Origin of the sequence: Nonomuraea sp. B5E05 (genome assembly GCF_039880665.1) — a bacterium.
In the GTDB taxonomy this organism is placed as follows: Bacteria; Actinomycetota; Actinomycetes; order Streptosporangiales; family Streptosporangiaceae; genus Nonomuraea.
In genome coordinates this window covers 15,083-39,920 of the sequence record NZ_JBDPMJ010000031.1, presented here as the reverse complement: position 1 = coordinate 39,920, position 24,838 = coordinate 15,083, and the positions used below count along the sequence as shown (strand labels likewise).

Genomic DNA, 24,838 nt, shown 5'->3' with positions numbered 1-24,838 from the left:
TGGAAGAGCCTCCTTGATCGGACCGCTCGGCTGTCCAAGCGGGGACTAGCATGCCCGTATGCGCCTGCATGTTCGAGAATGTGACGGCCCTGCCGATCGCACGCTCCTGGCCATTCATGGCGGGCCTGACTGGGACCACAGCTACCTGGTCGAGCCGCTGCGCGAGCTGGCGGGCGGGCGGCGCCTGCTCTTTCCCGATCTCCGCGGGTGCGGTCGTTCTCCTGCCGCTGATCCGCTCACCCCTGATGCGATGGTGGCCGATCTCATCGAGCTGATCGGGTCGTCGGCTGTGGACGTGCTCGGTTTCTCCTACGGCGGCCTCATCGCCCAGCGCCTGGCCGGTCCGGACCGCACCGCTCAACGTCTGGCGGGAGCAGTCGTTACCCGACTACCGCAGACGGCTGGAGCAGGTGATGTTCACCGCCACATACCTGCGGGCCTGGCGGGAGGGCCGCCTTCCTTCCGCTCGTCATCCTGACGCGGTCGACCGTCTTTCCGGAATCCCGCTGTTCTTGTTGCATGGACGATATGACATGACGTTTCCCGCCTTTTTGGTGACACGTACGCCGTGTACGGATGCGATTGTCCTGGACGAGGCGGGCCACATGGCGCACATAGACCAGCCGGAGGCGTGGCTTGCGGCTGTTTCCCGATTTCTGGGAAACGACGATATTCCATGCGATCGCGTGAGCCAGTAATCCTGTATATCGGGCATAGCTGGCCGTTCAGGGTGATTCAGCGCTGTGAATGCAGCCCCTCTATCCGGTGACCACGTCAAGGGGATGGCGCACGACGGCGTCGAAGTGATAGCCGGAAGGATGGTGGGGCGTGACGAGGGGCTGGGTGGCGCCGCTCGCGTCGGTGGCGCGCGCCATGAGCACGTGAGCTCCCGTGCGCCGGGGAGCCCACGCGATGTGCCACGGCAGCCAGGAGCTGACCAGGTGCCGGCCGTGGTGCTGGGCCTCGTGCCAGCTCGCTCCGCCGTCGAAGCTGACCTCCACCTGGACGATGCGGCCTTGGCCCGACCATGACCGTCCGTGCAGGATGTGCGGCCCGCCGACGGGCAGGCGGGCATTCCAGGCGAGCTCAAAAGCGCTTTTAGCCGGATTTGTCGTGACATCGGCATAGAAGACCGTGTTCCATGGCGTCTGAAGCTCGCTCGTCGAAACCTCTATATCGCCGAGCCATTTGATGGACGCCACGCCCACCCATCCCGGCACCACCAGCCGCACCGGGAATCCATGGTCGGCGGGCAGCGGCACGCCGTTCATCTCGTAGGCGACGAGGACGTCGTCCATGGCTTTGCCGACCGGCAGCGGGCGGCGCACGTGGCCGTAGTGCTCGAAGGGGGCGTCGAGGCCGGTGGGCAGCACGTCCACCGCCCCGGGACGCACGCCCACCTCCTTGAGCAGGTCTTTCAGCAGCACGCCCCGCCAGCGCGCGACCCCGATCGCGCCCAGCCCCCACTGGGTGCCCGGAGCGGCGTCGTGCTGCTGCGTGCCGTAGAACCGCCGGCCGTTGCCCGCGCACTCGATCGCCACGTCGAACGTCCGCGACCGCATGCCCCGCAGCTCGTCGTAGCCGAACTCGCGCGGACATCGAACCCCCGCGCCATGGACGCGCAGGCGCCAGGTCGCCGCGTCGATGAGCGGCGTGGAGGTGTGGTTGCGCACGAAGAACCGGTCGTTGGGGGTGTGGTAGCCCACCCCGGACATGGCCCCCCATCGCATCTCGGCGCTCTCACCGTGCACTCTGAACAGATGGTCGGGCAGCGGCTTGACGATCGTCGCCGTGGCCTGCTTCATGGACGTCACCTCCAGCACTAGGTATTTCCTACCTGGAAACCATTTAATCTCCTCTCATGCCCCGACGGGGCTTGTCGCGGCAATCCGTGTCCGACCGGTCAGGGAACGTTCTCAACTCGTGTATCACCCGTTACCCCTGCCCCCACCTGCGGGAGCACATGCTTGGTCGCGTTAGCCCGGGAACGGCTCCCCGGCGTTGCGCTCGATCAGGGTCGCTAACGCGGCCCGGCCCCCGTGGTCGCGCAACCAGCGGCTCACCTGGCAGGCGGACTTCGCGTACGTGCCGGCGTCGCGGCTCGCGGCGGCCAGCCACTCCTCCAGCGTGACGGGCAGAGGGCCGGTGGGCTCGATCAGGCAGCGATCCCCAGCGGACGCGGGAGCCAGGTAGCGGGCGTCCCCGGAGACCACCACGGCCAGGCCCTCGTCGAACCACTGCGGCATCTCGGCCCCGGAGGAGAGCCGGGCGTGCAACTCGACGTGGGCCATCTCATGGGAGGCGATCACCGTGTTCACCCCGCGGGGCGAGAGCATCACCGACCGGTTGAGCACCGCCACACCGCGCTCCTTGCCCCCGCCGATGCGCGCGTAGCAGTCTTCGGTCAGGCAGACGAGCAGGTCGGGGGCGCTCACCGGAGCGCCGTAGAAGGCGGCGACCCGCCGGCGTGCCTGCTCGGCCACCTGCCTCACCCGGGAGCGCTCGGCGTCCTCAAGATCGGGCTCCGTGTAGATGCCCTCCTCCACCTCGGTCAGGCCGTAACAACCCGGGCACGTCGTCGCGGCCATGGAGGGATAGGCGAGCGCGACACCGGCGACGGCCGCGACCAGCAGCGCGGCGACAGCGGCGAGAACGCGCGCCCCCAGCTTGCGCGCCTTCTTTTCCGGGGAACCCATCGTGTCCTCCTCCTCGGGGTGGCCGGGCCGGCGAGGACACTCTTCCGTATGACCGGCCGCCGCACATCGCCCTGGAGTCGGTCAACCCCTGGTAGGAGACCGGCCGCGGAGGAGGTCAGCGCCCCAGGAAGGACAGGAGACGGTCGAGGGGCCAGGTGTTGATGACGTCGTCGGTGGTCAGCCACGCCCGCTGCGCGATCCCCACCCCGAACCGCTGGTTGGCGAGGTGCGGGATCGCGTGCGAGTCGCTGTCGATCGAGAACTTGACCCCATGGTGCCTGGCCAGCCGCACCAGGTCGGCCGGCAGGTCGGACCGGTCGGGGTAGGAGTCGATCTCCATGGCGGTGCCGGTGCGGGCGGCCGCGCGGAAGACGGCGTCCCAGTCGGCGTCGACGGGCGGGCGCTTGCCGATCTTCCTGGTCGTCGGGTGGCCGATGATGTCGACGTACGGATTCTCGCAGGCGGTGATGAAGCGGCGTGTCATCTCGTCGCGCGGCATCCCGAAGTGGGAGTGCACCGAGGCGACGCACACGTCGAACTCGCGCAGGATCTCCGCCGGCCAGTCGACCGACCCGTCGGGCGCGATGTTGAGCTCGGTGCCGTGCAGCAGCCGCATGCCGGGACGCCGGCGCTGCAACTCGGCCACCTGGCCCCGCTGCTCCAGCGCCTTGTCCAGGGTCATCCGCTGCATTGCCAGGTCGGGAGCGTGGTCGGTGACCGCGTAGTAGGAGTAGCCGCGGGCGCGGCCGGCCGCCACCATGTCGTCCAGCGAGGCGATGCCGTCGGTCAGGTCGGTGTGGGTGTGCAGGTCGCCCTTGAGGTCGGTGAGCTGGATCAGGGTGGGCAGCTCCCCGCGGAGCGCCGCCTTGACCTCGCCGCCGTCCTCCCGCAGCGGCGGTGGCACGAACTGCATGCCGAGCGCGTCGTAGATGTCCTCCTCGGACGCGGCGGCGATCACCCGGTCGCCCTCGAACAGCCCGTATTCGGACAGCTTCCAGCCCTTCTTCACCGCCATCTCCCTGATGGCGACGTTGTGCTCCTTGGAGCCGGTGAAGTATTGCATCGCCGCGCCCCACGATCCGGCCGGCACCACCCGCAGGTCGACCTGGACCCCGGACGTGGTGCGGACCGAGGTCTTCTTGTCGCCCGCCGCGATCACCTCGGCGACGTAGGGCTGGGCGCGGAAGGCGGCCATCACGGACTCGGGCGCGACGGCGAGGATGTCGATGTCGCCGATCGTGTCCTTCATCCGCCGCAGCGAGCCCGCGTAGGCGATGCGCTCGGCCTCCAGCGAGGCCATCACCTGCTCGGCCAGCGACATGGCGACCCCGATGTGCACCCGGCGGCCCGACTGCTCGAGCTGCTCGACGCCCTTGCGCAGATTGGCCAGCGTCTTGGGACCCAGCCCCTTGACCCCGTCGAGCCGCCCGGCGGTGATCGCCTCGCTCAGCGCCGCGGGCGAGTCGATGCCGAAGTCCTCGAACAGCATGATGGCCGTCTTCGGCCCCAGCGTCGGCACCCGGGTCAGCCTGCGCACGCCCTCGGGCACCCGGCCGCGCAGGTCGTCGAGCTGCCGGAAGCTCCCGCGCCGCAGGAACTCCTCCATCTTCTTCGCGATCGCCTCGCCCACCCCGGGAACGGCGCGCACGTCGGCGACCGAGATGTCCTCGGGGAACCCCGCGATCGCCTTGGCCGCCTTCTGGTAGCTCCGCACCCGGAAGGCGTCGCCGCCGCAGAGCGCGAACAGCTCCGCGTATTCCTGCAGCGCCGCCGCCGCATCCTCATTCGCCCGCATGGAACCACCCTAGGGTCCGGGGCCGACAATCTCGCCTCTCAGAAGCGCACCTCACGCGGCCGGTACGGGGCCGCGAGGAAGTCGAGCTCGTCGGCCGACAACGTCACCGACACGGCGGCCACCGCGTCGTCGACGTGCCGGTCCTTCGTGGCGCCCACGATCGGGGCGGTCACGGCAGGCTGGTGCAGCAGCCAGGCCAGGGCCACCTGGGCGGGCGGCAGGCCGCGGTCGCCCGCCACCTGCACCACCCGGTCGATCACGAGCTTGTCGTTCTCCGGGTCGTACAGGTAGTCGATGCGCGCGTCGGAGCCCGTCCTGGCCGTCGTGGCGTCGGAGCCCGCCCTGGCGAGCACGCCGCGCGCCAGCGGGCTCCACGGGATCACGCCCACGCCCTGGTCGGCGCAGAGCGGCACCATCTCGCGCTCCTCCTCGCGGTAGAGGAGGTTGTAGTGCGGCTGCATCGAGACGAACCTCGTCCAGCCGTGGGTGCCGGCCACGTGCTGCGCCTTGGCGAACTGCCAGGCCCACATGGACGAGGCGCCGATGTAGCGGGCCTTGCCCGCCTTGACCACGTCGTGCAGCGCCTCCATGGTCTCCTCGATCGGTGTCTCGTCGTCCCACCGGTGGATCTGGTAGAGGTCGACGTGGTCGGTGCCGAGCCGGGAGAGCGAGGCGTCAATGGCGGCGTGGATGTGCTTGCGCGACAGGCCGCGGTCGTTGGCCCCCTTGCCCATGGGGGAATAGACCTTGGTGGCCAGCACGTAGTCCTCGCGCCGAGGGAAGATCGCGCGCAGCGCGTTGCCGGTCACGACCTCGCTCTCACCCCGGCTGTAGACGTCGGCGGTGTCGAAGAAGTTGACCCCGGCGTCGGCGGCCCTGCGAATCATCGGCTCGGCCTCGGACTGCGGCAGCGCCCACTTCTGCCGGGCCGGATCGCCGTAGCTCATCATGCCGAGGCAGATCCGCGACACCTTCAGGCCCGTGGTGCCAAGTCGTCTGTAGTCCATGGCCCAACCCTATGACTCCGGCCGGCGCTCAGGACGCTCCGTGCGGAGCCCTGGGGACGATCATCGTGACGCCCGGCACCGAGCCGATGGAGGCCAGTGCCTTGCCGGCGTCGGCCAGCCCGATCGTGCGGGTGATCAGCTGGTCGGGATGGAGGATGCCGGCCCTGATCATCTCCAGCATCGGCGGGTAGGCGTGCGCGGCCATGCCGTGGCTGCCCAGCAGCCGCAGCTCGTGGCCGATCACGCGGTCCATCGGCACCGGCGTCGGCCCTCCGGGCAGCAGCCCCACCTGGACGTGCCTGCCCCGCCTGCGCAGGCTCTCGACGGATGCGAGGCATGTCTGAGGGCTGCCCAGCGCGTCGACGGACAGGTGGGCGCCGCCTCTCGTCAGCTCCCTGACCTGGGCCGCCGCGTCGCCGGCCGAGCCGTTGACGAAGTGCGTCGCACCCGCCTGCTCGGCCAGGTGCAGCGCGTCGGTGCTGATGTCCACGGCCACCACGCGCGCCCCGGCCGCCGTCGCGATCATGACGGCCGACAACCCCACGCCGCCGCAGCCGTGCACCGCCACCCACTCGCCAGGACGCACCTCCCCGACCTGCGACACGGCGCGGAAGGCGGTGGCGAAGCGGCAGCCCAGCCCCGCGGCGGTGACGTAGGCCATGTCCTCGGGCACCGCGACGAGGTTGACGTCGGCGTGGTCGACGGCCACGAACTCGGCGTACGAACCCCAGTGGGTGAAGCCCGGCTGCGTCTGCCGCTCGCACACCTGCTGGTCGCCGGTGACACAGGACGGGCACGAGCCGCAGGCGCAGACGAACGGCAGGGTCACCCGCGCTCCGGGCAGCCAGCCGCGCACGTCGGAGCCGACCGCCTCCACCACGCCCGCCAGCTCGTGGCCCGGCACGTGGGGAAGGGAGGTGATGTCAGGGTCGTGGCCCTGCCAGCCGTGCCAGTCGGAGCGGCACAACCCCGTCGCCTCGACCCTGATCACCGCCCCGTGCGGGGCGGGCGACGGATCGGGCAGCTCGCGAACGTCGAGCTCGCCACCGAAGAGGTCAAAGGCAACCGCTCTCATCTCACGAGCTTAGGGTCAACTCCCGCAGCTCGCGCAAGGCCCGGTGCGCCGGCTCCGCCAGCGGGACGACGGCTTCCTCCCATGGTGAGGTGTCAACCATGGCGACGGGGACAGTTAGGGGTGATGGGACGAGACTTGGATAAGGAGCGCTTCACCGAAGCGGAGTACGTCCGTTTCGGTGAACGCCTCCAGGAGCAGGTGGGCGTGCTCCGTGACCTGCTGGCCACCCCCGGCTTCGGTCAGGGCCCCGCCACGATCGGGGCGGAGCTCGAATTGTTCCTCATCGACGAGCGGGGCAGGCCGCTGCCGCGCAACAGCCAGGTGCGGGAGGCGCTCGGCGACGAGCGTGTCGTGCTGGAGCTCGGCCGCTTCAACCTCGAGGTGAACCTCACCCCCACGCCGCTGGCGGGCACGCCGTTCGAGACGCTGAGCGCCGAGGTCCAGGAGACGATCAGCAAGGTGGACGCCGCCGTCGAGGGCGGCGGCGCCCTGCCCATCGGCATCCTGCCCACCCTCAGCGCCGACGACTTCACGGTGGGCGCGATGAGCGACCAGAACCGCTATCGCGCCATGAGCAGGGGCTTTCGCCGGCTGCGGCTCGAACCGTTCCTGGTCAAGATCGAAGACCTGGAGCTGTCGGTGGAGGACGTGATCCTCGAGGCCGCCAACACCTCGTGGCAGGTGCACATCCGTACGCCGCCCGAGCGGTTCGCCCGGCTGTTCAACGCCGCCCAGCTCGCCATCGGCCCGGTGCTGGCCGTCTGCGGCAACTCGCCGTTCTTCCTGGGGCGTGAGCTGTGGGAGGAGACCCGCATCGCGCTGATGGAGGAGGCCGCCGACGACCGGGACGTGGCGCGGCTCGGGCGCAGGGACGGGCGGGTCACGTTCGGCTCGGACTGGGTGCACGAAGGCGCGCACGAGCTGTTCGAGCGGTACGTACGCGACTACGAGCCGATCGTGCCCGATCTTACCGAGGATCCGCGCCCGCACGAGGTGCCCGAGCTGCGGCTGCACCAGGGCACGATCTGGCAGTGGAACCGGCCCGTCTACGACCCGGCCGACAGCGGCCACCTGCGGATCGAGATGCGCGCGCTGCCCGCGGGGCCGTCCTGCGCGGACATGGCCGCGAACACGGCCTTCCTCCTGGGCTTGACGTTGTCGCAGGCGGAGCGCGACCTGACCGGCTACCGCTTCGCGCAGGCGTACCAGAACTTCTACCGCGCGGCCATGCACGGGCTGGACGCCAAGCTGTCGTGGCCGGGCAGCGACGCCGAGTTCGAGGCGGGAGACCTGGTGCTCTCGCTGCTGCCCGAGGCGCGGGAGGGGCTGCTCGCGGCCGGGGTGGCGGCGCACGACGCCGACCGGGCGCTGGGCGTCATCGCGCAGCGGACCCGGCTGCGGCGTACGGGCTCGGTGTGGCAGCGCGAGGCGCTCGCGCGCTTCGGCGGCGACCGGGAGCGGCTCGTGCGCAGCTACCGCGAGCTGGCACTTTCGGGATTGCCCGTGCATTTGTGGGATTGAGCGCAACCTTATGCCCTGCCTGCTCCGTCAAACCCAGTCAAGGGACGGGAAAGTGAGGGAGATATGGCGGCAAAGGGGATGGTTTCCACCGATAAGGCCCCTTATGCCTTGTCGCGGGCGACCGGCGACCTGCCCGAAGGGGCGGCCAAGCTGGCGGGAGAGATCGGCAGCACCGCTGTGGAGGCAGTGCTGGCCGAGGCCAACAGGACCGCCGCGGCCAAGGGCGCGGCGGGCGCGCTGGGGTCGATGCAGCCGAAACCCGCCGAGTGGTACGCCTTCGACGACGGCGACCAGGGCACCGCCGACTGGTACCCGCAGGGCCTGACCGGTGGGGCGGACTCCGGCACCGTCGGCGTGCCGGTGTTCATCGTGAGCTGGTACTTCCGGCCGGAGGCCGGCGAGCGGGGCATCAGGGTGAGCTTCCTGAGCCCGCAGACGTTGAAGTACCGGCACGCGCTGCTGGTCACGGCCGACCCCGACGGCTCGTACGCGCCGATCGACATCCACGCGGGCGGCATCGCCTGCCACGGTGACCTGCTCTACGTGGCCGACACCGTCAGGGGCCTGCGGGTCTTCGACCTGCGCAACCTCCTCGACCTGCGCACCGCCCAGAACGACCTGGGCGACCCCGAGCGGGCGGGACGGCACGACGGCAAGTTCCACGCCTTCGGCTACCGCTACGTGATCCCCCAGACCGACCTGTGGCAGGTCGCCACGGCGGGGCCGCGGTTCTCGTTCGTGTCGGTCGACCGCAGCGGCGCCACCCCGCTGCTGATCACGGGCGAATTCCGGGGGGACGACCCGGGCGGCTGGGTCGCGCGCTGGACCCTGGACCTGGCAGGCGGCGAGCCACAGGACGCCTTCGTGATGGGCCACCCCAAGATCCAGGGGGCGCTGTCGTCCGGCGGCACGTGGTACCTGAGCCAGTCGGCCGGCTCGACCGCGAACGGCAAGCTGCACGTCCACGCCGGCGACACGACGCGGACCAGGCCGTTCCCGATCGGGCCCGAGGACCTGACCGTGCAGGACGGCAAGCTGTGGAGCGTCACCGAGTATCCGGGCAAACGGGTGATCTTCGGGGTCGGCCTCTGACATGCGGCTCGAGCTCCCTTGTCAGAGCTCATCCGCCGGGCGGCGCCGGGCCGTTCCGGAGCCGGGGTCTCTGGTCAGGGTGTAGCCGCGGGTGACCGCGGTGAGATCGCCGTCCTCCCTGGTGGCCGCGACCAGATGAGGAGGCCTGGGGACGAAGCCCGGCACCGCGGCCAGCCCGTCGGTCTCACCGATGACGGTGAGGCGGATCCCGTCCGCTTCCGGGGTGCGCACGGTGATCTGGACTCCCCGGGCGGGGATGCCGCGGAAGCGGATCTCCGAGGGCCAGGTTCCGGCTCGCGTACCGGTGACGGGCACGCTCGCCGACCCGTACCGGCCGGCTGACGCGGTGGCGTGGGTGATCGGCCGATCGAGCCTCAGCGTCACCGAGCGCGCGCCCTTCCCCGCTGTCACGTGCAGTTTGACCGTGTCCTCGCTGTGGGCCAGGACGGCGGCTCGCGGGCCTGCGGCGGCGATCGCCGGTGCGCGCCCGGTCCGCAGCGTGCCTCGCGCGTATCCGGGGGGCAGTTTCGAGGTGTCGTGGCCGGACACGTACCGCCTGGTCCACTGCGCCGGATCCGCGTCGGCGCTGACCCAGTGGGCGGTGCGGGTGCCGGCGTCCATGACGTACGCCAGATGCGTGCGCCGGGGCCGGTCGGCGTCGAAATCGTCCACCACGAGCCCGGCGGCGACCAGCCCGGCTGTGAGGAGCAGGGCCGTCAGGGGCACGAGGAGCACGGCGGCCCGTTTCGGCCGGGCGGCGGGATCGGGCAGGAACAGTTCCGCGATCGGCACCAGGATCAGCCCGAACACCGCCAGTACCAGCGCGCTCGCCCCGCCGAGTGCCAGCCCCATCCCGTCGAAGACGTTCCCGGCCAGGGACGGCAGCACCATCGCCGCCATGATCGGGCCCGGCATCGCCGCGACGGTCCGCGCCCAGGCGGGCGTGCGGAGCAGTACTGCGCCCAGCCAGCCGAGCGCGCCCGCCAGCGCCGGCAGGGCGAACAGGAAAGACGCCCCGGGAGCGGCCTGCGCGCACAGCACACCCAGCCCGGCGAGCCAGAACAGCGCCCCGACCGCCAGCGCCGCCGGACCGAGCCTGCGCCGCAGCACCAGGTACCAGCCGAGGACCGCCAGCGCGCACAGGACCGCGATCGCCGCCTGGTACGGCCCCGGACGGTGCAACAGCCCGCCCATCAGGTCGTACGCGGGCCGCCAGGCCACCAGCAGTTCCCACAGTCCCTGCGCCAAGGCGGCCGACAGCACCAGCGGCACCACGGCCGAGACCGCGGCCGCGATCAGCCGGGGCACGCTCAGCAGCCGCCTGACGCGGGCCAGCAGCGCCAGGCCCGCCACCGCGGCGAAGGCCAGCGCCGCCAGCGGCCAGACGAGCTGACCCGGATACGTGATCATGGTGCCGAGCACGCGGAAGTAGGTGACGTCGTGGTCGGAGTCCAGCGTCCGCAGGTCCGCGTCGCCGAGGGCGCGCGCCAGCGCCAGCATGTTGGTGCCGTGATGTTGCAGGCTGCCCCGGTTGAGGTTGGCGATGGAGTCGCCCGCGGTGTGATAGAGCGAGGAACGCTGGATGTAGGCGAAGTTCATACCGGTGAAACCGGCCTTGGTCAGCGGGGTGAAGTCGGTGTTGTTGGGCAGCAGCCGATACAGCTCCACCATGGCGGAGTGACCGCGCGGCGCGGGGACCGCGTCGACGAAGGTCTCCACCAGGCGGGCGTTGTTCGCCGAGGTCTCGAACATCAGCGAGGGGCCGCTGACACCGCGGGCCTCCCAGTTCAGCAGCACGCCGCCGGCCTTGCCCAGGGGGTGGCCGCGGACGAAGGCGTCGGCGCCGAGCACGCCGTCCTCCTCGCCGTCCGACATGAGCAGCACGATGTCGTTGCGCAGCCGGGGACCGTCGCGCAGCGCCCGGACGGTCTCGACCATCGCGGCCACCGCGGCGCCGTCGTCGGAAGCGCCCGGTCCCATGGCCGCGGAGTCGTAGTGCGCGGTGATGAGCACGGTGCCGGTCGAGCCCGTTCCCGGGAGCCGGCCCACGATGTTGTCGGCCTGGCCGAACGTCGCCAGCCCCGCGGCGGTCCGGGCGCCGACCGAACGCTGGATCTCGACCTGCAGCCCTGCCGCGCGCAGTTGCCCGGCCAGGTAGTCCCGGGCGCGGCCGCTCGCCGGGCTGCCGATGGGGCGAGGTTCAGCGGCGAAGTTCCTGAGGTGAACCAGCGCTCGCTCGGCACTGAACCGCTCGCCCGGGGCGGTGGCCGGCAGGGGCTGCATGGTGCTGTCGGCCATGGCGGACACCATGATCACCACCATCAGGGTGAGCAGGGCCGCCATCCCGGCCGGCAGCCGCCGCGGGACGTCGAACAACTTACTGATCATGGCCAGGAAGGCTAGGCCGGGTCACTCGCCTCGCGGAATGAGGCGCCTGCCCCTGCGCACCTGGGGTTTTCCACAGCTGTATAACGGCGATGTTCCTCATTCTGGGCCTTCCCGCATCATCCGTAGCCTCTGATGCATGGCACGTCGGCCGGCTGAGAGCGCGCCGCGCACGGAGCGGTCGGCGCGGTGGTCGTCGAACCGTCGTGCACGGCGGTGGCCGGAGGTCGCCGCCCCAGCGAGAGATATGAGGAGAACCCAGGTGGAAGATCCTATGAACAGCCCGACAGACGGCCCGCCCGGCAGGCCGGGCGGGCCGTCGCTGGTAGGCGCCCTCCGCCTTCCGGACGGCTCCTGGATCCGCGGCCGCGGCCTGCGCAATCCGCTGCCGGAGGGGCCGGTGCCCGATTTCGGCCTCTACCTCGGTTCCGATCGGCTCCGCCGGCGCCATGAGGACGGGCTGCGGTGGCCGCACGCGTGGGTCCTGTGGCCCGACTTTCTGCTGCCGCGCGACCGCGATCTGGCCGTACGGCAGATCCGCGCGCTGCACGAACGAGCGCGGACGGGCGCCGCGGTGGAGGTCGCCTGCGGGGGCGGCATCGGGCGCACCGGTACGGTCATCGCCTGCCTCGCAGTCCTGGCCGGGCTGGACCCCTCCGACGCCGTCGCCTGGACGCGCGAGCACCACCACCACCGGGCCGTCGAAACCCCGTGGCAGCGCCGCTGGGTACTGCGCTTCCCGCCGGTCCGCGACAGCCGATGACCTCTTTGGGCGCACCGCGGATCACCGCCGACGGTGAGAGGAGGGTGGAGCGATCCGACCGCGTCGGTGCCCCTCGAGCGGGTCAGTCGCTGAGATGCCGGTTGAGCACCTCGCGGTAGCGGCGGTCGAAGGCGTCGTAGCGGACCCGCAGCTCCGCGCCCGGCCAGCCGGGCGGCAGCAACTCGTCCGGCAGCAGCGGATCTGCCAGCAGGTGGCGCAGCACCGCGGCCGACACGACGAACCCTTCGGCCAGGCCATCCGCGTGGTCCAGCGCGCGCTGCAGCCGGCGGGCCTCGGCCGCCCAGCCGTCCAGGTCCCACAGCAGGGGAGTGGGGTCGTCGCGCGGGCGGCCGTCGATCAGCGTGCACTGCGCGGTGACGATCTCCGGCCACGCGCCGCGCACCAGGTTGGCCGGCCGTAGCCAGGCGCCCTCGCGCAGCTCGGCCAGGCGCAGCGCGGTCATCGTGTGCCGCAGGGCGGCCCGGTCGGCGGGCGCGCGCCGCTCGGCGGTGACGACGGCCACCTCCCACGTGCCGTCCCACGGCCTGGTGTGCGGATCGCGGCTCTCATCCTGTCTGGCCTGGCGCTCGACCAGCCGCTCCGACAACGTGTAGGAGCCGTCCTCCTGAACCAGGTCACCGGCCGCGACCATACGCGACAGGGCCACCCGCACGGTGCCCTCGGCGATGCCGAACAGCCCGCCGATGCGCACCAGGTGACGGGCCGGCAGGCGGGGCGGGTGGCTGCCCAGCAGCGCGCTCAGCACGGCCGACCTGGCACTCAGGATGTTACGCTCTTCCATCGCGTGTCGAGTATATGTAACACTCCGGACATGAGGCGCTATCTCAGCGAGCCGCTCGACGGCAGCGACCGCTACGCCACCGAGCGCTACCAGGGCGCCGCCGGGCGCAACTGGTGGGCCTGCGACCCCACCCTCCGCCTGCTCATGCGGCGGCACCTGGGCGACGGATACGCCTGGGCGGAGCCGCACCTCGACCGGCTCGGGGCGCTGATGGGCGGGCTCGTCGCCGAATGCGCCGAGGAGACCGACCGCAACCCACCCCGGCTGGAGAAGTACGACAAGTGGGGCAGGGACGTCAGCGAGGTCGTCATGCCGCCGTCGTTCCTGACCGCCAGGCAGGCGCTCATGGAGAACAACTTCACCGCGCCGTCGTTCGCCGAGGAGGCGCGGGCGCACGGGGCCGACCCGTCCGCGCTGGCCGCCGCGTGGACGTACCTGCTCGACCAGGCCGACATCGGGATGGGCTGCGCACTCGGTACGGGCGGCGACATGGTGGTCTCCCTGGCCGAGAAGCACGCGCCCGAGGACGTACGCGAGAAGGTGCGGGAGATCTTCGCCAACGGCTTCTACTCCGGTGAGGCCGCTCAGATGTTCACCGAACGGACCGGCGGCTCCGACCTGGCCGCCCTGGAAACCGCCGCCGTCCCCACTGGTGACGCGTGGAGCCTGTCCGGGCTCAAGTGGTTCGCCTCCAACGCCAACGGCTCCGCGTTCGTCGTGCTCGCCCGGCTCCCCGAGGGTGACGTGGCGCCCTTCCTGGTGGTGTGGGAGCGGCGCGACGGCACGCGTAACGGTGTGCGGATCCGGCGGCTCAAGGACAAGCTCGGCACCAGATCCGTCGCCTCGGCCGAGGTCGAGTTCGCCGCGGCGGAGGCGTTCCTGCTGGCCGGAACGGGTCCGGGCGCGGGCTCCGGGCTCGGCACCATGATGAAGCTCACCAACGCCTCCAGGCTCGGCGTGGCCATGATGGGCCTCGGCGTGGCCAGGCGGGCGCTGGTCGAGTCGATCTGCTACGCCAGGGCGCGCGAGGCGTTCGGGCGGCCGCTCATCGAGCAGCCGCTGATGCGCCGCAAGCTGGCCGAGCTGGTCGTCGAGGTCGAGGCGGCGCAGGCGTTGGTGTTCGACGCGCACGTCAGCCCCCGGCTGCGCCTCGCGCCCGCCCTGACCAAGCTGCGCGCGGCCCGGCTCGGCGTCACCGCCGCCGGCGACGCGATCGAGGTGCACGGCGGCAACGGCTACATCGAGCAGTGGCCGGTCGCCAGGTTGCTGCGCGACGCGCAGGTCAACCCGATCTGGGAGGGCGGAGACAACATCCTCTGCCTCGACGTGCGGCGGGCCATGCTCAAGGAGCAGGCGCACCTGCCCTTCCTCGACCGGCTGCGCTCCCTGGCGACCTCCGGCCTGGTCGGCGCCCGCATCGACGACCTGGCCAAGGCCATCGAGACGTGGCACGCGCTGGACCGCGAGGTGGCGGAGGAACGGCTCTACCCGCTGGCGCAGTTCATGGCCGACGTCTACGCCGCCGCGCTGCTGGAGGACCAGGCTCGCTGGGGGCTCGACGACGGCCGCAAGGCGCTCGTGGCCCGCTCGTACGCCGAGGCGCACCTCGTGGATCACGGCCCCCTGCGCGGACTCGACCGCCCCGCCGGGGACCCGCAGCGGTTCGACGACCTCCTGTCGGGGGCCTTCACCGGCTGACCATCCCGCCACCGGCCTTCGTCACGCGCGCAGTACGGTGATGTGGCGGCCGGAGGGTGTGGTCGCCTGTTCGAAGCCGCCTCGTTCCTTCCAGGGCGGGGCTTCGGGGCGGCGGTCGAAGATGACCAGTACGCCGGTGGTGAGGCTGAGGCGGTCCAGATACCGGTCGAGTTGTGCGAGGCCGTCGGGCAGGGGGTCGTCCTTGCCCGCCCGCCAGACCTTCAGCTCCATCGCCTCCCGCTGCATCAGCCGCTCGCCTTCCGGACCGGTGTAGGGCCAGCGGACCAGCACGTCCAGGCGTTTGGTGCCGGCGGCGTACTCGCGGTCGAGATGACCTCCGCCGTTGACCAGGCGGTGGAGGAAGGCCATGAGGATGATCTGGCAGGCGGCTTCGTGGTAGCCCTCCTGCCGGATGAGGACTTCGCCGTGCTCGCGCCAGAACACGACGAACTCCTGGAGCAGGCGCGGCAGGTCGAAACGGCCGTCCGGCTGCACGAAGCTACGTGGATCGGCCATCACGTACTGCTCCGACGGGGCTCCCAGCACCCGCAGGACGACCTCCCGGTAGATCGGGTTCGCCATCTCCAGCGGAGGATTCTGCTTGATCAGGCCCAGATCGCGGACGTAGGACAAATCGTCGGAGAAGGTGAAGTCGATGTCGGGCAGGACCCCGGCCACCATGGGCTCCATCACCCGCTTGATCCGTGGCTCGTGCAGCCGGGCCACCAGGGCGTCCAGGTGCGTGGCCCGCTTGCGGATCAGCCGCTCCTTGGCCTCTTCCACCTCCTCGGCGGTGACGGCACCGGTCGTCCCTCTCTGGAGAATGATGTCGAAGGCGAGGGCGTTGACCAGCCATGGTTGTCCCTGGGTGAGCTCGAAGACCCGGTCCACCGCGTCCTTGGTGAACTCCTGGCCGGTGGCCCGGGTGTGCTGGCCGTACAGCTCGGCGATCTGGTCGGTGGTGAAGTCGCTCAGGCGCAGAGACTCGGCGACGATGTTGAACGGGCTGGCCGGATTGCTCCTTTCGGGGTCGCCACCTGAGGCGACCTTGTAGTCGCGCAGGTCACGCAGCCCGCACAGCGCCACGGAGGCGGGGAACGGGTGGCCCTCATGCCGGGCGTTGTGGCCGTGGCGGAGCTGGCTGAGGATGCTGACCAGGCTGTTGCCCTGCAGGGCGTCGATCTCGTCGAGGAACAGCACCACCCGGCGCGGGCAGCGGCGGCACCACTCGCTCAGCGCCGAGCCGAACCGGGCGCCCGGTGTGACCTGCGGCCGGGGATCCGGCGGCAGCAGGTTCTCCGGCCATCCCGTCCGCTTGGCGGCCTCGCGGAGGGAATCCAGCAGCAGCGACTCCGCCCAGGCGACGTCGTCGCCGGCCGACTTGGCGCGCTCGCAGGAGAACAGCAGGGCCGCGGTGTCGCCCTCGGCGGTCAACTCGGACGCCAGGGCGCCCAGTGTGGTCGTCTTGCCGGTCTGCCGGGGCGCGTGCAGCACGAAGTAGCGGTCCATCTCGATCAGCTCCCGCGCCTGCGGGAGCCGCTGCGTGGGGGACAGCATGTAGTGGTGCTGAGGGCCGCACGGGCCGGTGGTGTTGAAGTATCTCGCTCGGGGTGGCCGCATGGTCACATTCTGTCATCTCGCGCAGTTCCGATGGCGAGGTCTCGCGTCGAGACCGTTGGCGCCTGTCCGGATCACGCCCGCTCAAGCTCAAGGAACGGGCGTCCCTACTCTGCTGGAGGTGTGGGCCTGCGGCACTCGTTCATCGCGGCCCGCGCCTGGGAGATCGACATCGGGGGAACGGGCAACTCGTGGGCCGCGGTCGAGCGTAGACCGTCGAGGGTCAGGGAAACGTAGGTGAATGCGAGGCTATAACCACTTACAGCCCCCACCACATCGCTGACTTCAACGCCTACTACGCCTAGGAGCATGTCGTGCGACTGACATCGCAGATCAAACCCGGGCTCACGGCAATGGCGACAGCGGGCTTACTCGCGCTCACCGGCTGTGGAACCGCAGCGACCTCGACAGTAAACGCAGCTGTATCAGCTTCTAGTCCCGCCCAACTGAATACGTCGATTCTGCGCTCCACCTCGTTCAAATTCAAACCGTTCGACACTCCGGAAGCCTTAGCCTCTGCCGACCGCATCGCCGTGACCGCCACCGGCGTGGTGGAAGGCTTCGAGGAAGGCAAGACCTATCAAGTCGAAATCGGGAACGGTGCCACCCCCTACCCCCGCGTCAACATGGTGGTGAAGGTCGACAAGGCATTCAAGGGTGCCGGCAGAAAGGACCTCGTCTCAAACGGTCGTATCTACGTCGAACTGAGCCGCGGACCGGTGAACGCTGCGGATGGCATCACTCCCATCAAATCGATCGAGGACTTCGACAAGAACATTTCCCAAGGAACCCGGGTGGCTGTCTTCACATACAAGACCACGCCCATAGCCCTCAACTTCACCGAGCCCGCCACGAATTCCAGCGGGAAGCCCAAGGAAGTCTCCACTTTGACACCCCATCCCCAGGGACTCATCTTCGAGGCCATCTCCGCAGACCCTGAAGTCAGCCGGACCATGGAAGGCGGGCTGATCAGCCTTGATTCTATGCCGAGGGGATGGCGGGACATCCGCTCCATGGACGAACTCGCCAACCGCATGGCGAAGGTGACTGACTGACCCAAGTGCGTGGACCCGCAACCACAATGAAGGGTAGGACGCCGGATGGTGCTGTACTCGGTGCTGTCCGGCGTCGCGGTGTCGGCGCACCAGCAGCGCCCTGTGCCCGTCGTTGGCTCCGCGACCCCGGATCGCGATGACAAGGTTCCTCCCGCAGGATGGCGATGGCTTTTCTGACGGTGTCGCGTCCCGGCTCGTGCTCGTGCATCAACCGCTGCTCGGTCGGGATGTATCCGGGTGATCTCGCACACCTGTGAGTGCCGCGACACGACGTACGAGTTATGCGCCGCCGTCGACCTGGGCTTCGTTCGCCGCACTGATCGAGAAACGCAGAACATCCACGAAACCGTGTGGATGTAGACCGCAACCGCGCTTGGGCCTGGCGTGGCGGCACGCGTTCATCGCGGCCCGCGCCTGGGAGGCGGCGGGGTGCGGTCTGCGACGCCCGACGGGTGGACGCGGTCGACCGCAGGACGGCCCCGCGCGTTCGGTGACGTCGATCCGTCTGTCGCAGCGGTTCGGCGCCCCAGGTCAGCGGCCCCGGCGGCCCTTATTGCCGCCCTTGCTGCCTTTGCTGCTCCTTCCGTGACCGGACGGTGCCGACCTGCGGCCGGATCCGTCCTGGGGTTTGCGAGCCTGTCGCTGCGACGACTTCTGGGCTGACTTCTCCGATGGTGTCGCGGGGGCACGGCCGCGCGAGCTGTTCGCCGTGCGGCCGCGTACGATGCCGATGAAGTCCTCCACCAGATCGGTCGTCCGGTCCGTGGGCCAGGCCAGCGCCACCTGCGACTGCGGCGCGTCCGTCACCGGCCGGTAGGTGAGGTCCTTACGGTGGTGCAGCCGCGCCAGCGACTGGGGGACCAGGACCAGCCCCGTCCCGGCGGCGACGAGCCGGATCGCGTCGGCCGTCGTAGGCGGGCGTTCGAACGCGGGCAGTCCCGGACGGGCCGTCCACTCGAGAACGTCGTCCAGCGGGTGGAACACCTCATCGTCCGCCAGATCGGCGACGGTCACCTCGTCGGCCGCGGTCACCGCGTGGTCCTTCGGCACCACGACCACCGTGGTCTCCACGTAGAGGGGGATCACGCTGAGCCCGTCCCGCTCGATCGGCAGCCGGACGAACCCGGCGTCGGCGCCTCCGCCGCGCAGCAGCTCCACCACGTCCGCGGCGGGAACCGAGACCAGGCTGAGCGGCACGCCGGGCATCCTCTCGGCCCAGACGCCGGCCCATTTCGCGGGCGTCACCCCGGGCGCGTACGCCAGCCGGAAAACGTCGCCGGTCTCCTCGTCAGTCACTCCGTCAGAGTAGCGACGTCAGGAAGACCACCGTTTACTGACTACCCTGGAGTCCATGACGTCGCCCAAACCCAAGACGACCCAGACGATGAAGCCCGCGACCGCGGCCAAGAAGCTGGGCATCCTCCTCTCGGCCACACCCGCCGAGTTCCAGGAAGGCGTCGTCTCCAGGAGCGAGCTGAACGCGATGCAAGCGGCCCCGCCCGCCTGGCTCGCCGATCTGCGCCGCAACGGCCCGCACCCCAAGCAGGTCGTCGCCGCGAAGCTCGGGGTCTCCATCTCCGGCCTGGCCAGAGCCGGGATCACCGAGCCGCTCACCACCGCCGAGATCGACGCGATCAAGAGGGAGAACCCGGCGTGGCTGGAGCACGAGCGCTCCATCCAGGCCGAGGTCCGCAAGGAAGCGCAGCGCCTCAAACAGAGCTAGTCAGCCTCTCGGATCCTGGCGAACCGGTCACGCGCGTAGAACGGTGACGTGGCGGCCGGATGGTGTGATGGCCTGCTCGAACGTGCCTCGTTCCTGCCACGGAGAAGCCTCGGGGCGCCGGTCGAAGATCACCAGTACGCCGGTGGTGAGGCTGAGCCGGTCGAGATACCCGTCGAGCTGGGCGAGGCCGTCGGGCAGCGGGTCGTCCTTGCCGGCGCGCCAGACCTTCAGCTCCATGGCCTCCCGTTGCATCCGTCGTTCGCCGTCCGGACCCGGGTAGGGCCAGCGGATCAGGACGTCGAGGCGTTTGGTGCCGGCCGCGTATTCGCGGTCGAGGTGGCCGCCGCCGTTGACCAGGCGGTGGAGGAAGGCCATGAGGATGATCTGGCAGGCGGCTTCGTGGTAGCCCTCCTGCCGGATGAGGACCTCGCCGTGCTCGCGCCAGAACACGACGAACTCCCGCAGCAGGCGCGGCAGGTCGAACCGGCCGTCCGGCAGGACGAAGCTGCGCGGGTCGGCCTTGACGAACCGTTCCGTGCGATCGCCCAGGACCCGTAGCAGGACCTCCCGGTAGATCGGGTTGGCGATCTCGAGGTCTCTGGTGCCCCGGATGAGGCCGAGATCGTGAACGTAGGAGACGTCATCGTCGAAGGACGTGTCCGTGCCCGGCCACGTTCCCGCCACGATCGGTTCGATCACCCGCTTGACCCGGGGCTCGTGCAGCCGGGCGACCAGGGCGTCCAGGTGGGTGGCTCGTGCTCTGATCAGCCGCTCCTTGGCGTTTTCCACCTGGCCTGTGGTGATGGCGCCGGTCACCCCCATCTCAGAGATCATTTCATCGGCTAGGGCGTTGACCAGCCATGGTTGTCCCTGGGTGAGTTCGAAGACCCGGTCGATCGCGTCCTTGGTGAACTCCTGGCCGGTGGCCTGGGTGTGCTGGTCGTAGAGCTCGGTGATCTGGTCGGTGGTGAAGTCGCTCAGGCGCAGCGATTTGGCGACGATGTTGAACGGGCTGGCCGGGTTGGAGCGGCCGGCCTCGCCGCCCGAGGCGATCTTGTAGTCGCGCAGGTCACGCAGCCCGCACAGCGCCACGGAGGCGGGGAACGGATGGCCCTTCGGCCGCGTGTTGTGGCCGTGGCGGAGTTGGCTGAGGATGCTGACCAGGCTGTTGCCCTGCAGGGCGTCGATCTCATCGAGGAACAGCACCACCCGGCGCGGGCAGCGGCGGCACCACTCGCTCAGCGCCGAACCGAACCGGCTGCCCGGCGTGACCTGCGGCCAAGGCTCCGGCGGCAGCAGTTGCTCCGGCCATCCCGTCCGCTCAGCGGCTTGACGGAGGGAATCCAGCAGCAGCGACTCCGCCCAGGCGACGTCGTCGCCGGCCGCCTTGGCGCGCTCGCAGGAGAGCAGCAGGGCCGCGGTGTCGCCCTCGGCGGTCAGCTCGGACGCCAGGGTGTCCAGCGTGGTGGTCTTGCCGGTCTGCCGGGGCGCGTGCAGCACGAAGTAGCGGTCCATCTCGATGAGCACTCGCGCCTGCGGGAGCCGTTCCGCGGGAGGCACCATGTAGTGGCGCTGCCGGTCGCAGGGGCCGGTGGTGTTGAAGTATCTCGCTCGGGGTGCGCGCATAGATACATACTGTCACTACTTGCTGTGTCGGCAGCGATTTCGCGTCGAAGCCGCCGAGGTCGCTGACCGGGCGGGCGCCGCCTACCCTGACCTCGGCCGAGGTGGCGTGAGAACACGCCACGCGTGTCCTGCTCGCTGTTGCCGGCCATGGCGTTGCTGACGAGTCTCAGCCGGCTGATGCGAGTGCACTCAATCGTCGCCGCGTCTCGCGAAGTTCGGCTTGTCTGGCATCGAGGCGTCTGGCCAGGGCATCCAGCTCGGCCCGCAGCTCTGGGCACATCTCAAGGTATGTGCCGTGATCGCCGGTGCGAGCGCAATCGAGGTACCGCTGGATGGCCGAGGTGCTCAAACCAGCGGAGATCATCATCCTGATCTGGGCCACGCGCCGGACATCGGCTTCGGAGTAGTCCCGGTACCCGCTGCCGTTGCGTGCCGGGACCAGGAGCCCCCGGTCCTCGTAGTGGCGTAGCGCTCGCGCGCTCGCGCCGGTCAGCTCGGCCAGTTCGCTGATCAGCGCTGTCGACTCCTCCGCACCGGCTTGACCTTCACGCTGACGTGAACCCGTACCGTCCTGTGGCATGACACCTGGAACAACACAGCGGCGTGCCTCGATCATCCACGGTTACGGCGCATCCCCCGAGGATCACTGGTTCGGCTGGCTCGCTGAGCAACTCCAAGCGAACGGCATCCCGACCACGATCCCGGCGCTTGCGAACTCACAAAGCCCAGACCCCGCGCAGTGGGCGGAAGCCGTACGCGCCGACGTGGGAATCCCCCACGCGAACTCGGCAATCGTCGCGCACAGCCTTGGTTGTCTGACCGTGCTCCGCCATCTTTGTTCACTTCCAGATGGCTGGCACCTTGGCACCCTGGTGCTGGTCGCCGGGTTCGTCGACCAGCTACCGGCGCTCCCGGAGCCGGCCACTTCCTTGCCTCTGACGGTGTCACTTCGCTACGCGAAGTTCTTGAAGCCATCACGTCGTGAAGGACGGAAGCGGACCGCACGGCGATGCCCCGCCTCCGCTGTCCGGCGTCCCGACCCGGCCGCCCGTATAACCGATCCCGGTCACCGTCACGCTGCCCTTTCCTCCGCAGCCCGGGGCTTCGCCAGTTGGCGCTCCCGCAAGGCGCACGCCAGGCGCACGACCACCGAGCGGACGGCTTCGGCGGGACGGTTCGACGGCACGAACAACTGCTTCTTCACCCGGGCGAGGTGCTGATGCCTGACGACGGACGGGCGCAGCCGCGACTCCCAGGCGGTCAGCGCGGCGTCGAGGTCGCCGGGCCTCTCCCGCAACTCCCGGCCGAGCTCGGCGCCACCTCGAAGGGCGAACGTGGCGCCCATCCCCGAGTAGAGGTTCAGGCACCACGCCGCATCGCCCACGAGCACCACCTTTCCTCTGCTCCACCGCGGCATCTTCACCTGGTGCACCGAGTCGAACAGGAAATCCGGCGTCTCTTCCAGGGAGTTCAGGGCGTGCCGCACCACAGGGTCGTCCATGTCGGAGAACGCGGCGCGCAGCCGCTCGATCGTGGATCCGGCGAATTCTCCTTCGACGTCCTCGGTCCGGTAGGTCAGCAGGGCGGTCGGGGGCCGGTCGGCGAACCCGAACACCCACGCCCCACGGCCCGCGCGGGCGCTGATGATGCTGTCCGCCTCCTTGAACGACGGCACCTGTTCCTTGAGCTGGAACGCGCAGATGATCGCGTTCCACCCGGTCATGTGGTCCTCGTGCGGGCCGAAGACCATGCGGCGCACGCTCGATCGCATGCCGTCGGCGCCGACGACCAGGTCGAAGCTTTCGCGGTGCCACGCGCCGGTACCGGTGTCTTCGAGCAGCACGCGCGCGCCGGTACCGGTGTCGTCGATCTCGACGGGTTTCGTGGCGAACCGCACGGCGATGGGCTCGCTCGTCCCGTCCCCGTGGATGCCCTCCCAGAGCGCGGCTTCGATGTCCCCGCGGACCACCGCCGCGGGATTGCCCGGCTGGTGCAGGAATCCCAGGCCCGGCTCAAGGTTCCCCCGCCGGGTCAGCGACCACGCCTTCCCGCCGCCGGGCGGGTTGCGGGTGTGCAGGTGGTCGCGGATGCCGAGGTCGGCGGCGGCCTGCCTGCCCTCCGGCATGAGGCCGACGAAGTAGCCGCCTCTGCGGCGTTCCGGGGCCCGTTCGACGATGACCGGCTGCCATCCGGCCTGCCGTAGCCCGATCGCCGCGGACATGCCCGCGATCCCGAGCCCGACGACCAATGCGCGTTTCGGCATGATGTCGTGTCCTTTCTCCGGTGGGTGCGGCGTGGTCAGCCGGGGACGACGACGGCGCGGGTGCGCCCTTGGTGCGCCCAGGCCTCGCCGACGCGGCTGAGCGGGTAGGTGGTGTACGGCGCGTCGAAGGTTCCGTCGGCGAACCGGGCGATCATCTCGGGGAACTCGGTGATCATTTCGGCCTTGGAGACCGAGCCCAGTCCGCTGCCGGTGATCCGGATCCGCCGGCTGCGCAGGAGTGCCGCGGGCAGCGCCGCCTCGGTTCCCGCGAGCGAGCCGATCTGCACGTAGGAGGTCGCCTCGATGCCGTCGTCAGGGCGGGTGCTTCCCAGTGCGGCGAAGGCGGCCTCGGCCACGGGGCCCCACACGAAGTCGAGGATGAGTCCGGGCTGCTCCTCGGCGACGGCGGTGGCGAGGGCGCTCGTTCCGGCCTCGGGTGCCGGGTCCGCGAGCGGGACGGTGACGGCACCGAAGTCGCGCAGCCGTTCCAGCGCCCCGCGATCGCGTCCGGTTGCGATGACCTGCTTCGCGCCGAGAGCCAGCGCCGCCCGCGCGGCCAGGCCGCCCGACATGCCGGTCGCCCCGAGCACCAGCACGGTGCCGAGCTCGCCCGCCTCCTTGCGGTGGGCGACCAGCGGCATCCAGCCCGCCGAGGCGGGGTTCATGCCGGCGGCGACCGCGAGCGGATCGGCCCCGGCGGGCACGTCCACCTCGAACGGGGTGACCATCGATTCGGCCATCGTTCCCCACGGCGCCCGGGCGAGGCCCGTGTAGACCAGCTGCCCGTCCTCGGTCCTGGCCACGGCGTCCACGCCCGGAACCAGGGGGAACGCCTTGCCGCTGCGGTAGTGGCGGCCGGAGGCCATCCCGCGGACGACGTGGTGCAGACCCGCGCCCACGAGTCTCAGTGGCGCCCGGCCCGGCTGTGGTTCGGGGTCGGGGAAGTCCGCGCAGACGGGTGTCGATTCTGGGGTGTTCACGACTGCGGCACGCATGACACGCTCCTGAACTAAGTTCAATTCTGGCGTCACCCACCGTGCCTGAACTTTGTTAAGCTGTCAACCGTGGCGAAGGGCATCACGCGAGAGCGGATCGTGGCGGCGGCACTCGAGTTGCTCAACGACAAGGGCATGGACGCTCTCACCGTCCGTGCGCTCGCGTCCCGGCTCGGCGTGGGAGCCCCCGCGCTGTACTGGCACGTCCGCAACAAGCAGGAACTGCTCGACGAGATGAGCACGTTCGTCATGCGCCGCGTGATCCATGCCCTTTCGGAGATCGATCCGGGCGCCGGCTGGCGTGACGCCATGGCCGCCTACGCGCGCGTCCTGCGCTCGGAATACCTGAAGCACCGGGACGGAGCGCGCATCTTCAGCGGCACCCGCTTCTCCGAGCCCGAGGTGGTGAAGGAGAAGGAGCCCTGGCTCGGGCGCTTGGCCGCGGCCGGGTTCTCGCTGGCCGAGGCGGACGACGCCGTCGACCTGATCACCGCGTTCGTGGTCGGCTTCGTGATCGAGGAGCAGGAGCGCAACCGGCCCGCCGGCGACGATCCGGACCGCTACTCACTCGCCGAGCGCGACGCGTGGCTGGGCGAAGGCGCCGATCTGGTCAAGGCCGCCGGGCACCTCCGCGACGACGGTGACCGGAGGTTCGAACGGCAGCTCGGCGTCGTTCTCGACGGGCTCGCGGCCCGGTTGCGCTGACGGCCCGGCCAGGTTCGCCG

At 70.2% G+C, this 24,838-nt stretch carries 21 protein-coding genes; 8 read left to right on the top strand and 13 right to left on the bottom strand.

Going from position 1 to position 24,838, the window contains the following annotated elements:
- The first annotated feature begins 58 nt into the window (after positions 1–58).
- Positions 59–478: an alpha/beta hydrolase gene (locus ABGB01_RS38640; protein ID WP_347778643.1), complete on the top strand. Its 420-nt coding sequence runs from the start codon at positions 59–61 to the stop codon at positions 476–478.
- Between the two features lie 280 nt (positions 479–758).
- Here the strand turns inward: ABGB01_RS38640 and ABGB01_RS38635 are convergent, their stop codons facing one another.
- The 5 genes from ABGB01_RS38635 to ABGB01_RS38615 all read right to left on the bottom strand — a co-directional run bounded on the left by ABGB01_RS38635 (position 759) and on the right by ABGB01_RS38615 (position 6,573).
- Entirely contained in the window at positions 759–1,805 is a 1,047-nt protein-coding gene (locus tag ABGB01_RS38635) for a sulfite oxidase (RefSeq protein WP_347778642.1), read from the bottom strand.
- Positions 1,806–1,976: 171 nt separating this feature from the next.
- The gene (locus ABGB01_RS38630) at positions 1,977–2,696 is read right to left on the bottom strand and encodes a hypothetical protein (RefSeq protein WP_347778641.1); all 720 of its coding nucleotides are present in this window, start codon (positions 2,694–2,696) and stop codon (positions 1,977–1,979) included.
- A gap of 115 nt (positions 2,697–2,811) precedes the next feature.
- Entirely contained in the window at positions 2,812–4,491 is a 1,680-nt protein-coding gene (gene polX / locus ABGB01_RS38625; RefSeq protein ID WP_347778639.1) for a DNA polymerase/3'-5' exonuclease PolX, read from the bottom strand.
- A gap of 38 nt (positions 4,492–4,529) precedes the next feature.
- Positions 4,530–5,498 (bottom strand): aldo/keto reductase, encoded by a 969-nt coding sequence (locus tag ABGB01_RS38620; protein ID WP_347778637.1) that lies wholly within the window; start codon positions 5,496–5,498, stop codon positions 4,530–4,532.
- A gap of 28 nt (positions 5,499–5,526) precedes the next feature.
- A complete protein-coding gene (locus ABGB01_RS38615) occupies positions 5,527–6,573 on the bottom strand; it encodes a zinc-dependent alcohol dehydrogenase family protein (RefSeq protein WP_347778636.1) in 1,047 nt (348 codons plus the stop codon).
- Between the two features lie 123 nt (positions 6,574–6,696).
- Here ABGB01_RS38615 and ABGB01_RS38610 point away from each other — a divergent pair, with 123 nt between their 5' ends.
- Positions 6,697–8,094 (top strand): glutamate--cysteine ligase, encoded by a 1,398-nt coding sequence (locus ABGB01_RS38610; protein ID WP_347778634.1) that lies wholly within the window; start codon positions 6,697–6,699, stop codon positions 8,092–8,094.
- 78 nt (positions 8,095–8,172) lie between these two features.
- Positions 8,173–9,186, top strand: coding sequence for a hypothetical protein (locus ABGB01_RS38605; RefSeq protein WP_347778632.1), 1,014 nt, complete (start codon positions 8,173–8,175; stop codon positions 9,184–9,186).
- A 21-nt stretch (positions 9,187–9,207) separates the two neighbouring features.
- Here ABGB01_RS38605 and ABGB01_RS38600 read toward each other — a convergent pair whose 3' ends face one another.
- A complete protein-coding gene (locus ABGB01_RS38600) occupies positions 9,208–11,574 on the bottom strand; it encodes a M20/M25/M40 family metallo-hydrolase (protein WP_347778630.1) in 2,367 nt (788 codons plus the stop codon).
- Positions 11,575–11,845: 271 nt separating this feature from the next.
- Here ABGB01_RS38600 and ABGB01_RS38595 point away from each other — a divergent pair, with 271 nt between their 5' ends.
- Positions 11,846–12,334, top strand: coding sequence for a protein-tyrosine phosphatase family protein (locus ABGB01_RS38595; protein WP_347778628.1), 489 nt, complete (start codon positions 11,846–11,848; stop codon positions 12,332–12,334).
- 82 nt (positions 12,335–12,416) lie between these two features.
- Here ABGB01_RS38595 and ABGB01_RS38590 read toward each other — a convergent pair whose 3' ends face one another.
- Complete coding sequence (locus ABGB01_RS38590) at positions 12,417–13,136, bottom strand: PaaX family transcriptional regulator C-terminal domain-containing protein (RefSeq protein ID WP_347778626.1); 720 nt, start codon at positions 13,134–13,136, stop codon at positions 12,417–12,419.
- Positions 13,137–13,166: 30 nt separating this feature from the next.
- Here ABGB01_RS38590 and ABGB01_RS38585 point away from each other — a divergent pair, with 30 nt between their 5' ends.
- Complete coding sequence (locus tag ABGB01_RS38585; RefSeq protein ID WP_347778624.1) at positions 13,167–14,834, top strand: acyl-CoA dehydrogenase family protein; 1,668 nt, start codon at positions 13,167–13,169, stop codon at positions 14,832–14,834.
- Between the two features lie 21 nt (positions 14,835–14,855).
- On the opposite strand, the gene ABGB01_RS38580 is transcribed toward ABGB01_RS38585, so the two are convergent.
- Positions 14,856–16,454, bottom strand: coding sequence for an ATP-binding protein (locus ABGB01_RS38580; RefSeq protein WP_347778623.1), 1,599 nt, complete (start codon positions 16,452–16,454; stop codon positions 14,856–14,858).
- 311 nt (positions 16,455–16,765) lie between these two features.
- Here ABGB01_RS38580 and ABGB01_RS38575 point away from each other — a divergent pair, with 311 nt between their 5' ends.
- Complete coding sequence (locus tag ABGB01_RS38575; RefSeq protein ID WP_347778622.1) at positions 16,766–17,506, top strand: hypothetical protein; 741 nt, start codon at positions 16,766–16,768, stop codon at positions 17,504–17,506.
- Positions 17,507–18,037: 531 nt separating this feature from the next.
- Here the strand turns inward: ABGB01_RS38575 and ABGB01_RS38570 are convergent.
- Positions 18,038–18,802 (bottom strand): LysR family substrate-binding domain-containing protein, encoded by a 765-nt coding sequence (locus tag ABGB01_RS38570; protein ID WP_347778620.1) that lies wholly within the window; start codon positions 18,800–18,802, stop codon positions 18,038–18,040.
- 55 nt (positions 18,803–18,857) lie between these two features.
- Between ABGB01_RS38570 and ABGB01_RS38565 the strand changes: the two genes are divergently transcribed.
- On the top strand, positions 18,858–19,229 hold the full coding sequence (locus ABGB01_RS38565; RefSeq protein ID WP_347778619.1) for a DUF5997 family protein: 372 nt from the start codon (positions 18,858–18,860) through the stop codon (positions 19,227–19,229).
- Between the two features lie 27 nt (positions 19,230–19,256).
- Here ABGB01_RS38565 and ABGB01_RS38560 read toward each other — a convergent pair whose 3' ends face one another.
- The 4 genes from ABGB01_RS38560 to ABGB01_RS38545 all read right to left on the bottom strand — a co-directional run bounded on the left by ABGB01_RS38560 (position 19,257) and on the right by ABGB01_RS38545 (position 24,113).
- Positions 19,257–20,855, bottom strand: coding sequence for an ATP-binding protein (locus tag ABGB01_RS38560; RefSeq protein WP_347778618.1), 1,599 nt, complete (start codon positions 20,853–20,855; stop codon positions 19,257–19,259).
- A 166-nt stretch (positions 20,856–21,021) separates the two neighbouring features.
- Positions 21,022–21,471 carry a MerR family transcriptional regulator gene (locus ABGB01_RS38555; protein ID WP_347778617.1) on the bottom strand — a complete coding sequence of 150 codons (450 nt, stop codon included), beginning with the start codon at positions 21,469–21,471 and terminating at the stop codon, positions 21,022–21,024.
- Between the two features lie 456 nt (positions 21,472–21,927).
- Positions 21,928–23,118: an FAD-dependent monooxygenase gene (locus tag ABGB01_RS38550; protein WP_347778615.1), complete on the bottom strand. Its 1,191-nt coding sequence runs from the start codon at positions 23,116–23,118 to the stop codon at positions 21,928–21,930.
- Between the two features lie 35 nt (positions 23,119–23,153).
- Positions 23,154–24,113, bottom strand: coding sequence for a hypothetical protein (locus ABGB01_RS38545; protein WP_347778613.1), 960 nt, complete (start codon positions 24,111–24,113; stop codon positions 23,154–23,156).
- Positions 24,114–24,182: 69 nt separating this feature from the next.
- Between ABGB01_RS38545 and ABGB01_RS38540 the strand changes: the two genes are divergently transcribed.
- Positions 24,183–24,818, top strand: a complete 636-nt coding sequence (locus ABGB01_RS38540) for a TetR/AcrR family transcriptional regulator C-terminal domain-containing protein (RefSeq protein ID WP_347778611.1) — start codon at positions 24,183–24,185, stop codon at positions 24,816–24,818.
- The last annotated feature ends 20 nt before the right edge of the window (positions 24,819–24,838 follow it).